We start from the raw sequence: 12,606 nt of genomic DNA, 5'->3' as shown, positions 1-12,606 counted from the left end.
TTCATCACTTTCGGTTTTGCTGTAGACCTCAAGACTGGACCGACCTTTGGCCTTATCCGGTACGTCGGACAGGTTCTGGTCCTTCTGCAAATACCGTGATCCCAAATAAATCTCCAGGGGATTAAGCACAGAAAAATAGGTTTTTGTATTATCCAGAACGCATAAGACAGGAATATCTTTAATAATATCATTGGCCGATAACTCTGCTTTATTCCCCTTGTATAGTGGGAATATGCCAAGCACACGTCCTCCCATCGTCAGTTGCAGAGTGCTGGCTCCGGTATTGTTTAGCGCCGGAATAACCACAAGTGGAGTGCGCAATGTCCAGTCAACTCCACCATTGACGAAATAAGTTGCTGGTAACTCCAGCGTCAGATTATTTTCTGTACCTCCGGCCACACCAGCGACATAATGCCCACTCTGGAGCTCTTCAATTTGTACAAACTGATTTTCAGATCCTCGCGTCGCAAAATTCGCTATAACGTCATTCAGTGACCATCCCTTCGCTGTTGTACCTTCCTGACCGCGAATAACCGTCAGCATGTCATTATTAACTGCTGTCAGATGGCATACCTCAAAAACTGTTTCTTTTGCGTCTGTCAGTGTAATTTTGGCGTAAGTTTTAAGAGGGTTTGAGCTGTTTGCATAATCGCTGGTCAGCAAATTAGCAAACATCGCTCCCACACCAGGCATCACCTGAATGGTCGTCTGGCTGGCGGTAATATCAGCCGCCAGTGAGGAGACGACATTATTTCCGAATCCAATAATCATTGCTCAACCACCGTTACCGAATAGGTATAAATAAAAGGGAGTTTCACCAGCGACTGGTCAATTGCATCTTTAAGAAAGTGTCCGACACCATCGCCATAGTCAGGAATGGAGACAAAAAAAATGCCCTTATCGGGCATTACACTAATATCAAAAGTGGACTGTACAGGTGGGTCTATTCCGTTAGCTCCATGTATAAAGCGTGCAAGCCGTCGTTTGAACCAGTTGATACAGAAGTGCGAACCATCGCCTTTATAAAAATTCCATGTCAGTATCCGTTTAAAATAGTCGTCCGGAACATATGACGCTGAGCCGGGAACATAATTTCTCAGTTTTGCATACGCGACATTATTGTACTCAATAGTGTTATACGCCCCACGAGCAATGGCATCCTCGGAGATTTGAAGCAAGGGGCGTGATTCCCCATAAATACCCGCCGCAATCCAGTCCAGCAACTCACCGGTAATCGCCGGGGAGGTCCAGCAAGGTAAATTCAGGTTGTTAAAGTAATCAAGATACCCCTGTGCCAGTTTGTTATAAGCATCAAAAAAGGCAACTATATCCGGATCGTCATTATATTGCGTATAGGGGTAGGCCGGAATAATGCTTTCAAGAAGAGCTGCCATATTGCTTAACCTGAATTTGTGAAGATGAAGTGGAAAAATAGGCGTAAGTATCACCATAAACCAGGCTGGAGTCGGTTGCAGGTGGGACAATTTTTCCGTTTATTCCAACCTGAATATCAATCATTGATACAAGGTTTGAAGATACAAGCCCCTTAACCTGATTAAGAAAAATATCCCGAATCAGGAAAATGTTTATTGGTTCACCCGTTGCAATTCCGTTAATGTAATCAGCAATGCTTTGCTGCACTGCTTTTTCAATCCCGGTTGGATCGATATAGCTGGTTGAGGCTGTATTCCAGGTGATTAAAAGCGTAACGTTTTGTGATGATGGCACTACAAACGGCACGTGATACGTATCCGGATACACAATGATCGGTATCGTTTTTTTATCCACCGCAGCGCCTGATGGATTCACTACATCATTCGTCAGTACGGAGATATCTGGCACGGCTTTATAGATAGCGTAAGCCACTTCATAAGGATCGCCGCCACCAGCAATCGCTACCCATGCCCCCAGCGATGCCTGTCGGTATGAGATCAGATTCTCCTGTACACCATAAACATTTTTCAGTTCAATCCGGTAACAGTCAGGCGTTCCCTGTACACCGTACATACCCGCCTGGAATACCTGGGCACGGTATGAAGAAAAAGTCTGTTCCTGCGCGCCGGGTAATCCAGCGGTAAGGTTGGTGCAGGTCAGGTTGTATGTATTCGGTACTGAGGTTTTTATCTGATTTACAGTTCCCGCAGGTACTGCCCAGGAGCCCCCGGTTGTTGCCAGGCAATAGACAGGCTCCGTTTGTCCACTTTCCGGGATCATCGTGTCACGCTGAACGGTATAGGTGTAGGTTCCATCCCCGACCATAAAACCTTTCGGTATAGCAAACCCGGGCGGGCCACTGAACACCACATAAACCGATGTATTGGTACCCTGCCCTTTCTGAACGCCGTACATATCACCCAGTTGCGCCAGCAGGTGTACATTTGCCGAATACGGGCTGCATGAGTTAATCAGGTCAACCCGCGCCTGATCACATACCACAAGCGCACCGACGCTCGTACTGACCATATCTTCAATCAGCGATCCTGGTAGATTTGTGGTTATCCCCGGGGACAGCGCTGTTGCAGTATCAATAACCAGTTGCCGGAGCTCATCCGTCGTTTTAGGAACAGGGCCGGCAATATCATAACTAATGGGTAAATCACTCATACATACACCTGAGCCACTATTTTAGAGCCTGAGTTAGTAATCGCCGAAATGTTGTAAACAGGGGGATCAACATCCGCCAGCGCAATCTGTAGAGAGGAAAAATATTTGCTGAACTGTTGCTGGAGCCGGTTAACATAAAAAGTCGGCAGTATCTGCTGAATAACTGAGCCGTTAGCCGGTATACCGTGGTTAGAAAAAAACGGGGACTCCTGCGGGGACAGCTTCAGATTCTGCACCAGCGTTGTGAGATACACAGAATCGTTAAACCCGTTTTCGTCAGTTGTGACCGTTACCCACTTCCCGTCTTTATCTCGTCCGTATGTCCTCATTCGGTAATACTCCCGTTGAATTGTGACGTTGGCCCTCCGGTATCCTGTCCGTCATTACCATTGCTGTGCCTGTGGCTGTTAACCCACTGAACCAGCTTTTCCCAGCCCTCCAGCATGATTTTCGGGCTGGTGCTGGCCGCACTGTCAGTCAGTGTTCCACTCTGACCTGTCAGCGACCAGGTACCAGCGGTGAGCGTCAGAACTGTACTGCCCACCGTCACTTCGAATTTTTCAGGTGTGGCAATCGTGATACTTTCCGGTGTGAGCAGAAACGTAGTGTTGCTTTTCGCATCACGAATGGTTACCCCCTCCGGTCCGTACAGCGTCAGTACCTGACCATCGACGTTCTCCCACTCCGTGTTACTGATGGGTAAAAACACCAGCGCACTGAGATTTGCGGGGGGCGTCAGATCAGCCGTTCCCCCTCCGAGGCCGCTGGCGCCGCCCAGGTAGGTATCCGCCGGGATGACTATCCCCTTATCTCCTTTTTGCATCGGGTATCTGATGTACTGGGGGCCGAATAGCGGAATGGTCAACTGAGGTAACGTGTAAGGAATGTCCCGCAGCAAAAAGGTAACAGTGACCATTTTCCCGGACTGACTGACGACCTCTGCGGGTAAAATCTTTCCGGCCATCTGCATAGCGGCGGCTATTTTCTGGTCGGCGAAATTATTCATATTGCCGCCAAAATTGAGTTTTTTATTTATACTCATGTTGCAGCAATCCCCCCTGTTGGATGCGCCTCGATAACAGTTACCCAACTGTTTGCGTCCGGTTGCCTGCTGTTACCCACCAGACGGACCGAAGACACCAGAAAATCCCCCGTAAAAGCCGAGTCATCACGAAACTGTGAGTATGACGATGCCTGGATCATCGGCCTTAATTTCTTCGGCATCCGGATATAATCGCCCACCTGAATATCGCTGCGCATAACGCAGGGAATGGATACCGTACCAAACTGGATCCATGTCGGCTGACCAACAAGATCGGTAAATTCAATTTGCACGGGATTTTTACTTCTGTAAGAGGCGCTTTTTTTGGAATCTTTATCCTGGTGGTTAGCAAAATCGTTATCGAATACGCGGATCTCCCTGCCGTTCACCATCGCTATTTCAACACCAGAATAATTACTGTCCTTAATGATGCTTTTACTCAGCGAGTTAAGTCTGGTCGCAAGCTCCTGGAGACTGCCGCAAAACATATTGCTGTCATAATTATTCACCAGACGATCGCTGATACTGACTGAGAACCGATAGTCACCCAGCGTCTGAAAGCATTGCGTCAGCGCGACAGAAAGCTTAACCCCTTTGTTCCACGGCACCGTTAAATTTACGGGTGCCAGCGGTAGTGGGTTAACGTCAGACACAGGGCCGGCGGTCACAATAAGATCCAGCCGTAACTCGGTCCCTTGCCAGTTCCCCAGCACCTGCCAGATGGTCCCTTCCAGCACCAGTCCACGCTGTTCCGGTTTCGCCAGCGGCAACCCTTTTGACATTCCCACCCACATTTTTATGGTCATGCCAAACATATCCTGTCTGGCCTGTTGCATTTCCTGCGGACTGATGCCCCAGACAGTGATGCAGCTCTGCCCTTTGGGAGTGGATTCACCAAAACGGAGAAGGTCGAATTCAACCATCAGGCACCCCGGGTTAAATACCCCGTTTTTCATGCTACTGTACTGTCTGTACAGCGTACCGGGGTTGCCCTTAGCATCCGGAGCATTAAAAATCTGAATGTCGTAGAAACGCATCAGTTAAATACCTCAATCTGACCGTCAGAAACACGCCATACCATTCTGGTTTTGCTGAATGCCCCCACCAGTAAATTAATATCGTAATTCTTTGGGGAACCAATAACCGGTATTGTCAGTTGCCGACGGCCTGAGTTATCCGTGATATTGAGGTACCAGCGCTGGGCGGCAATATTCCATTTCGTCTGGCAGTTATAAACTTCACCATCGAGAACGGGAGTAAAGACCATGCTTTTCTGTTCGTTACCGGAGAAGGGATAATACGCCATGCTCATAAATTAAATGCCCCGCTCAGTTTTCCGATTAAGCCAATAACCGCACCCGATACACTACTGCCGAGTGAGGTATTACCAATCGCCGAGATGGTACTGGTCCAGGCGCTTTCTGTTGCCTTGTCCCCGTTATCAATCTTGCCCAGATAACTGTTTATCGCCTGTTCAGCCCCGGTTTCAGAAAGCAGTGGTTGCTCAAAATCCCATAACCATTGCCGCTGCGGTAAGGCATCATTCGATCCGGTAACATCACGCACCGTTCTCAGTATACAGTTGCTGTAAATAATACCTGGCGTTGCCACAATAAACGTTCCGCCAAGACTGGCGTGTGCCTGCAATACGGCCTGCAACGAACTCAGCGTGACCAGCTTTGTCATGGCGCCGGTGTTTTCATTTACCGGCGCATCCATCAGCATTGGAATGCGCAGCGGCTGCGAGAGAAGCGCGTTGGCTGCCACCGCCTGATTTGCAAACGGATAACGACCAATGTCGTAATCAACCATTGTCCCACCGGGCGCCGCTCGCCAGTGGCAGAAATACTTATCCAGATCCGTCAGTTCAATAGCGCCCCCCATCAGACCTGAAACGTAGCTGGCGCTCTGGGTCAGGGCAACTATCGGCAACATGCCGCCGGGTATACTCTGCGCCACACCATCGCAGAGAATAACCGGGGAGATTTCAAAACCGAGCTTGTAGAGCTCGCGGGTAAATGACATTAACCGAACCCTCCAAGTTGCGTACTGGATACAACTGCATTACCGCCGGTATTGTTATAAACAACAAGTCCCTGAGCATGACCACGCTTCTGGTTATCCAGAATTTGTTGCAGTATCTGGTCAGTTTTCCCCGAACCATGTTGTACTGGTTGTACGACAGGGTTACTTGTGCTGGTACCGGGCAATTCAGAACCATACTGGGCAAGGTATTGTCCCCGCACGCTGTCGGATGGATTTATATCCTGCAAAGATTTTTTCTGCGATTCCTGAAAATGACCTCCGGCATTATTGATAATCTGTATAACCTTCCCTTCACTTAACCGGGAGCCAGCACCTTCTTTTACTGACATGGCAGTAATTAATTTCGCGAGCGTCCGGGTATCATTTAAATTCAGCTTTTCGAATTCGCTGCGGCCAGTCGCATTCACAACATGCCCGATATATGCTTTCGTATTGTTCTCGTTAGATGGAGCCCATTTACTGATAATATCGTGGATATTGTTGATGCCCTTTGTGCCGTATATTTGCAGTTGTTTTGCAGCAGCGAGAACGCCTTCATCCAGGCTGGGGAACACAGCAAATTTCCCGCTTCTGGTATTGGCGGTTTCATAACCTGCGGCATAACGTAAATTCGCAGGATTATTGAACCTGTCAGCAATGGTTCGCCCCTTAGCATGAACATCAGCCTGTTTCCCGTCGACCGGCTTAACATCTCCTGATGCAAAGAATTTTTTTACCCCTTTCAGCCACGACCACACTCGCGGATCATCATCCCCACCCGGGGTGTAAGTCACACTGGTAACGGGATCGGTGCGCTTCTCGTCGCTGAGTATCGATGACCGGGATTTAATGTCATCCGCCGTGATGTTGGATTTACCACTTATCCAGTCAATGACTTTGCCGATAACCCGACCAAGCCGCTCCACACCGGATATGAAAGCTTCAACATCTTTCTGGAATTCGGGGGAAGCCAGATAGTTACCAAACCGGCGTATACCATCTGAAAGGCCATCAATCCATTTTCCCAGTTCCGGCGATTTAAGGACCGTTTCAATCGCGCCGGAAAAGGCATCCGAAAGTTTTCCCAGCTCCGGCGCCAGCGGTGCCAGTCCCCGGATAAACGTATTCCCGATACTGACCTTACTGCGGTCGAGCTGAATGTTGAAATCCTGCCACTGGCGAAGCTGCTGGTCCGTCAACTGAAGGCGGCGGGTGTCCTGCTGTGCCTGTTTCGCCATCGCATCGATTTCTTCATCGCTCATTTTTTTGAAGCGGTTCAGATCGTCAAGGGTGAAATAGTTCGTCAGCCCGTAGGCTTCCGCCCCCTGATGCGTACTGCCGTTACGCACAAAAATATCACGCGCCGCTTTTATCATTTCAGGTAAAAGCTCAGCAGGATCCCTGTCCGGGTTATCGACTCCCATTGCCCGGAACTGCCAGCGTTTACTCAAATCAAGCTGCGCATCACGTATGGCGCCCAGAGTTCCGACAGGATTACCCAGCGCTTTCTGAAAATCGACAGCAGTCGAATTAAGTCCACCTGCCGTCGTCCCCAGCCCCATCGCAGTAAACCGTTGTGCGGAGGCATTGCCGGCCAGGTGGTTAAGCCCCCATAGACCGCCCGCACCAGCCAGCCCGGAAAAAAGCCCCAGAACGGTTCCCCATGAAAGCAGGCTGGTTGTGGCATCTTTGATATGACCTGCCAGCGATTTCGCATCCTTGCTGGCTTTATTCAGGAAATTGCGCGCACCGCCGGACTTCTTGTTAAACTCCGTCTGGGTTTTTGTGGCCTTCTCCAGATTACCGTTGAGTCGATCGAGGCCGTCATTAACAGATGCTAACGCCGCAACGCCATCAGCGAACGCTTTTGTAATCCCCTCCGTACCATCCCGGACACGTTCTGTCTCCTTTGCGGCCTCGCCGAGTCCGTGAACCGCCCCCCGCCATTGTTCAGGTAATTCGCCGAGTGCTTTCTGGTATTCATTGAATTTTTCCAGGAACGACTGAAATTTCTCGTCCTGAACATCAATTTCGACAATGGATTTAGCCGCCATTGAAATACCCCTTGCGTCTTATTTCCTCCAGAATGAACCGCTGCCGGAAATGGAGCGGGCTTTTATATTCGCCGCAGCCCAGTTCACGGCAGAGGTGACTGAAGCCTTCGCATGAGGCCCATGTCAGGAGGGTATGTGTGAGGGTTCCGGCAGGGCTTCCGGGGTCGGGGTATCGGTAGCCGTTTTCGACGTCGGTAAAGAATCGCGATACGCCATAGCGCTCAATGACACAAGTTGCCCACTGTACATATCGAGCGCTTTCCCCACCGTCGGTGCGATCAGGTTCGCTTTCTGAATGGCAGAGCTCACCATAAAAAAAACGACCTCGCCCTCAACTTCCCGGTACTCATCATCGGTGATAATTTCCTGCCTGAATGCAGCCTCCAGCGAAGACGTTTTCCAGGTTCCGTTATCGTTCCAGATGACCGTTGTCAGACGCTGTATCTCATCGACAATATTCGGCGTTCCTGGCTGAAGATCTCCTGCCTCCTGCCGCGCTTTGATGATTTTTCGCAGCATCATCGCCGCCACGCGGGGCGCACCTACCGAACCCACCAGGGAGAAAAAATTATTGAACAGATTCCCCAGCAGTACGCAATTTTCCTCAACGACTTCATACGGAAACGGCACAATGTGCAGATACACCAGTGAGCCGTCATCGCGGGTGATGGTGCTGACAAAATTCAGTTTTCGGTCAATTTTCACGGCCATTAGCCCCACATTTTATCGTTGGTGATCAGATAACCGGAAATCGTCACGACATATCCGGCATCCATACCGTTGATGGTCAGTTCATTAAAATTCACCAGATATGCATTCAGGACCGTGTAGTTTCCGAAGGTGCTGGCATCCGGCGTGATAACGACCTCTCCCAGCGACGTATCAGAAGCGAAACGGTTCTGATAGCTCGCCGCCAGCCCCTGCGTTCGCAGTAAATGCATCGTGATCGTTACCTGCTGATAAGGTACCTGGCTCCCCACGGTTCCGGTCAGTGTGGGGATAATGTCCGTTGCAGCCGAATCCGGCCGCATACTGATCGCATCCTTACCCAGAAATGACGCGGTGACATTCAGCGCCGGAATATCCGTGACAGTCACCGCACCCCTGACACGGTTAAGAAAGCCCTGCGGTACTAATGGATTTGGCATTTATTACGCCCCCACAAAGTTGGTTACGTTGAGATTAAACGTGATGGATTCAAAGCCGCGCTTCGGCGTAATGACGGCACTCAGGCCTCCGTAATCACCTTCATCGTAGGCTGAGGGATTAAGGCTGGTATAGTTATCGAACGGAACCGCATTGATAACCGAATTTCCTGCATAAGTCCCTTTTTCATAGGCTTCATTGAAATCAGCCTGAATGAGTTGCGTGTCGATTACCTGACCAAGAATTAATCCGTAACTGATACCAGAGCGAAGTGTTTTAAGCCCACGTCGCTGGAGTCGCTCAATCCCCTTCTGGTCGTAATAAAGTGGGTTCACAGTAGTGTTTGAACCGTTTATTACTTCATTTGCCAGATTCAGTTCAAGATTCAGCGCACACCAGGCCACTGAGTACCAGTAGTTAAATGGTTTCCCGTCCAGCATATGGCCAGCCTCCAGCATTTTATTACTGAGTCCCCCTTCTGCCGCTGTACCGATATAGTTGATATGGTTTTTCTTAAGTGTTTTCAGAAGCGTACTATTACCTGCTATCGGATAAGCCGTCACGCCGTACATGTACCGATAAGCCATGGGCGGAACCATATTGGAGGAACCTGGATCATTTGCCAGAGAGGACTGGAACGGCGCAGCCATAGAGAATTCAGTTGCGCCGATTGACGGTGCCTCAACACCTGCGAAAACGTTCGGATATTTGCCTGATACCCATGCGTCGTAAGTGGCAATCGTCGTGGTGACGAAAAATTTAACCAGCGAACCTGGTGAGGTGTAGTTGTTCGCCAGCGTTTTAAAGGTCTGCTCCGTATCCCATTCCCGCGGCACAAGGTAAGAGAAAAATTTCTGGTATGTGTTCCCCAGGGAAATATCTTCATCAATGAAGCCGCCCAGCGCGGCAACAGCAGCAGGAACACTCAGTTCCCCCAGTTCCAGAACATATACCGCCCGGCTGGTTCCCTGCGCCCAGTACGTGGTGTTCATCTGCTGGATTTCACCCGCAGCGACGGCAGTGACAGTTCCCATCGTAGTTGCAGATCCCGGATCGGTGTTCAGCAAATAGGTCAGGGTTTTATCGCCGGTCACCGTAGCTGTAAATGCCCCGTTGTAACCTGTCGGCACGACCCCGGCAATAATGACAGGAACCTCATCGCCATCGGCCCAGCCATGCGACTCGACCAGCGTGACGGTAACGGTATTGGTTGCCCAGGCGATGGCTGAAATAGTTTTAGCCGGGGAGATGAACGATTTCAGGTCGTCTTTTGAGGTCAGCAGTTGAAAGCTACCGGGCGTCAGGGTAGTTCCGCCAGCAGAGACCATGGCACCGGATTTCAGCAGGTTTGTCGGTTTTGGCGGGTTCGTCACCGACACATTAATATTAACAATTGCCATTACATTATTTCTCCACGTAAATGGACAGAATTGCAGACGTGATCAGCTTACGGGCGACGTTCCTCATCCGCTGCTGGTAGTAATTAACTTTGAATTTGACCTTTTTCCGCATAGCGATAATGTTGAGCTCGTTCTGCGTGACGCGCTCATCCTGTATCACAGGAATATTCATTACGCCCATTTCGGCTTTATCGCTGAGCGTGTAGTCCTGCACATAGCGCAGAAAATCCTCAACGGCAGCATTACGCAGCCCTGTCACGGTGAGTGTCACGTCCTCAGAAACCAGTTGATACTGGTTCTGCTTCTCGTCGAGACAGAAGGCTCCGGCCACAGGGCTCGGTTCTCCGCATTTCACTGTAGCGTAGGGCGGCTCAAGGTTTTGCACGGAAAGCATTGCCGGGTACATCGGCATGAAATGACTCAGAGAGAGCCAGATCGGTAATGAGTTGGAAACCACCACATCCGCAAGATCGATATCGTCGGCAGAATTAATAATCTGCGACATCATATGCGGATAAATGGCATGTCCGGTATAATGGTAAATGTTCGCTGGTTCGTTCAGCCCGGAACGGCGCGAGAAAGCAAACTGAATGCCGTAAAACTCCCCGATATAAAGCACCTCAGAACCAATATCATTAAACGGATCAATATCGGCCTGCGCGGTGAAGGTCACCACATTTTTATCGTAGAGCTGTTCTTCATCCTGGATAGATTCAGTAGTCAGGTGCAGATAGCCTTTTACCTCCTTTGTATCCGGTTCAGTATCAGGATCATCCGCAAGAACTGACGCCTTCACCCAGAAAACAAAGCCATCAAGGGGAAGCACTTTCCGGACATATTTAGTAAACGTAACAGATGCCGAACGGCTGATATCATCCAGCCCCTGCACCAGCGACGCATTGAGTTCCGTTTTAGCCTGAGAGAGTTCACTGAGGGAAGGCATTCAGCACCCCACTTACCCAGGCGCGCATTGACGCCTGAAACATACCGGTATCGATAAAAGAGGGCCGCGGTTCCCCTTTCCTGTTTTTAAAACGCTTGCTAATCCCCTCCAGTGCGCGGGCAGTAGGCACACCTTCTGTGCCGTTCATCTCCTCGTTATCAAGGAAAGCGACAAAGAGGTGATGCGCCTGTGACATGGATTCCGCGAAGGGATCCGCAGGAAGCGGCGCGCCTGCGAGCATATTTTCGAGACCGGCGGCAAGGTCATTACTCATCATCTGTGCAATTTCCTCGCCGTGGCGGTCAAAGAACGTCTGCATGATCCGGTATTTCCCTTCAAGAATTTCGGCCACATCGCCAGTAGTCGTATTCTCGTTTTCATAGGGAATATCCATCACGCCCAGGTGCAGTTTCACGTCAGCCCCCACAAATCGCCGTACTGCTGCGCAATTGCCAGATACCACCGACCATACGGGTCTTTGAGTTGTTGCAGATCTGCAAGAGAGAGGTTTTTCAGTGCATCACTGACAACCCGCGTCTGACTGGTTGATTCGTCGGAAGAGGCGCTGATAACGCCAGCAGTAAAATTGTTGATACCCAGTTTTTCGCGTACCGGACCGAAAGCGACTTCAGGACCGAAGTTAAGCAGAAAGGAGGCCGCGAGGTTATAAACAGCCTGCGAATACAGAACCGGGCTGATACAGGCGATCTGCCGGTTCACCCAGTCCAGGGACATTGACCAGGAGAGACTAACGGCCGGATCGTCATCGGCTAACGCGTCGGCATTAACTCCCATCGTATTACGGATAAACAGGATAAATCCGGCCAGTTCAGGCATGACACACCCCGCTTATTTTTTCTTTTTAGTTCCCGTGTTAACCGCCAGTGTTTCATCAACAAACGCTGTTTCGTCACGGTCATCGGTGGCGTTCAGTCGCTGCTCTACACTGACTTCCAGCTCACCGAGATAGCCGTTTTCCTGCTCAGTGAGTGCGTTATTTGTTGCCAGTACGGAAGCCTGACGGCGATCGTGCGCTGCACGGTTCAGGTGACCATCGTTATCCCGCATGGCCTTTTCGATAACCTTCGACGACACCGGCTTATCAATGCTGTAACACAACCCGATATAAATACGGTTCTGGTCGATTTTTGTCGCATCAATCAGACCATAATCGGCGTGCTGCTGAATAATAAGGTCGATTTCGGCGCGGGTACCGTCAATGACAACGGCCTGAGAGCCTGCATTAATCGGGTGATAAACAAGACGTCCCGTCTCCGGCTTGCGCCAGGCGAAATCGTGGCGCTGTTTGGTGGTGTTGGCGATGTACAGTTTCATGTTTACTCCTGGGTAAAAAATCCCCGCGCACCCTCCGGCACGCAGGGAAATCAGCGA

The 12,606-nt window shown here is 50.2% G+C and carries 15 protein-coding genes; all 15 read right to left on the bottom strand.

Annotation, left to right across the window (positions count from 1 at the left end; genetic code table 11):
* Window positions 1-767: 767 nt before the first annotated feature.
* Entirely contained in the window at window positions 768-1,394 is a 627-nt protein-coding gene (locus tag ACLJRE_RS04185) for a hypothetical protein (protein WP_000729406.1), read from the bottom strand.
* Window positions 1,378-2,604: a baseplate J/gp47 family protein gene (locus ACLJRE_RS04180; RefSeq protein ID WP_046891338.1), complete on the bottom strand. Its 1,227-nt coding sequence runs from the start codon at window positions 2,602-2,604 to the stop codon at window positions 1,378-1,380. The genes ACLJRE_RS04185 and ACLJRE_RS04180 overlap by 17 nt, the downstream gene beginning before the upstream one ends.
* Entirely contained in the window at window positions 2,601-2,933 is a 333-nt protein-coding gene (locus tag ACLJRE_RS04175; RefSeq protein WP_058108920.1) for a hypothetical protein, read from the bottom strand. Before ACLJRE_RS04175 ends, ACLJRE_RS04180 begins: the two co-directional genes overlap by 4 nt.
* Window positions 2,930-3,646: a hypothetical protein gene (locus tag ACLJRE_RS04170; protein ID WP_000026342.1), complete on the bottom strand. Its 717-nt coding sequence runs from the start codon at window positions 3,644-3,646 to the stop codon at window positions 2,930-2,932. The genes ACLJRE_RS04175 and ACLJRE_RS04170 overlap by 4 nt, the downstream gene beginning before the upstream one ends.
* Window positions 3,643-4,683: a hypothetical protein gene (locus ACLJRE_RS04165; RefSeq protein ID WP_046891340.1), complete on the bottom strand. Its 1,041-nt coding sequence runs from the start codon at window positions 4,681-4,683 to the stop codon at window positions 3,643-3,645. The genes ACLJRE_RS04170 and ACLJRE_RS04165 overlap by 4 nt, the downstream gene beginning before the upstream one ends.
* Window positions 4,683-4,958 carry a hypothetical protein gene (locus ACLJRE_RS04160; RefSeq protein WP_000061271.1) on the bottom strand — a complete coding sequence of 92 codons (276 nt, stop codon included), beginning with the start codon at window positions 4,956-4,958 and terminating at the stop codon, window positions 4,683-4,685. Before ACLJRE_RS04160 ends, ACLJRE_RS04165 begins: the two co-directional genes overlap by 1 nt.
* Window positions 4,955-5,671 carry a hypothetical protein gene (locus ACLJRE_RS04155; RefSeq protein WP_000011138.1) on the bottom strand — a complete coding sequence of 239 codons (717 nt, stop codon included), beginning with the start codon at window positions 5,669-5,671 and terminating at the stop codon, window positions 4,955-4,957. Before ACLJRE_RS04155 ends, ACLJRE_RS04160 begins: the two co-directional genes overlap by 4 nt.
* Complete coding sequence (locus tag ACLJRE_RS04150; RefSeq protein WP_080213900.1) at window positions 5,671-7,725, bottom strand: hypothetical protein; 2,055 nt, start codon at window positions 7,723-7,725, stop codon at window positions 5,671-5,673. Before ACLJRE_RS04150 ends, ACLJRE_RS04155 begins: the two co-directional genes overlap by 1 nt.
* A 123-nt stretch (window positions 7,726-7,848) precedes the next feature.
* Complete coding sequence (locus ACLJRE_RS04145) at window positions 7,849-8,436, bottom strand: hypothetical protein (RefSeq protein ID WP_000268743.1); 588 nt, start codon at window positions 8,434-8,436, stop codon at window positions 7,849-7,851.
* Window positions 8,436-8,873 carry a hypothetical protein gene (locus ACLJRE_RS04140; RefSeq protein ID WP_001133547.1) on the bottom strand — a complete coding sequence of 146 codons (438 nt, stop codon included), beginning with the start codon at window positions 8,871-8,873 and terminating at the stop codon, window positions 8,436-8,438. The genes ACLJRE_RS04145 and ACLJRE_RS04140 overlap by 1 nt, the downstream gene beginning before the upstream one ends.
* Before the next feature lie 3 nt (window positions 8,874-8,876).
* Window positions 8,877-10,271 (bottom strand): hypothetical protein, encoded by a 1,395-nt coding sequence (locus ACLJRE_RS04135; RefSeq protein WP_080213899.1) that lies wholly within the window; start codon window positions 10,269-10,271, stop codon window positions 8,877-8,879.
* Window positions 10,272-10,275: 4 nt separating this feature from the next.
* Complete coding sequence (locus ACLJRE_RS04130; protein WP_079898115.1) at window positions 10,276-11,214, bottom strand: hypothetical protein; 939 nt, start codon at window positions 11,212-11,214, stop codon at window positions 10,276-10,278.
* Window positions 11,198-11,629, bottom strand: a complete 432-nt coding sequence (locus ACLJRE_RS04125) for a hypothetical protein (RefSeq protein WP_223229658.1) — start codon at window positions 11,627-11,629, stop codon at window positions 11,198-11,200. Before ACLJRE_RS04125 ends, ACLJRE_RS04130 begins: the two co-directional genes overlap by 17 nt.
* Window positions 11,626-12,051: a hypothetical protein gene (locus ACLJRE_RS04120; RefSeq protein ID WP_001114360.1), complete on the bottom strand. Its 426-nt coding sequence runs from the start codon at window positions 12,049-12,051 to the stop codon at window positions 11,626-11,628. The genes ACLJRE_RS04125 and ACLJRE_RS04120 overlap by 4 nt, the downstream gene beginning before the upstream one ends.
* A 12-nt stretch (window positions 12,052-12,063) precedes the next feature.
* Window positions 12,064-12,549 (bottom strand): hypothetical protein, encoded by a 486-nt coding sequence (locus ACLJRE_RS04115; protein ID WP_410957325.1) that lies wholly within the window; start codon window positions 12,547-12,549, stop codon window positions 12,064-12,066.
* Window positions 12,550-12,606 lie beyond the last annotated feature (57 nt).

This window comes from Salmonella sp. SAL04157 (assembly GCF_046551635.1).
GTDB classification, from domain to species: domain Bacteria; phylum Pseudomonadota; class Gammaproteobacteria; order Enterobacterales; family Enterobacteriaceae; genus Salmonella; species Salmonella enterica.
This window is presented reverse-complemented; position numbering and strand designations above follow the sequence as displayed.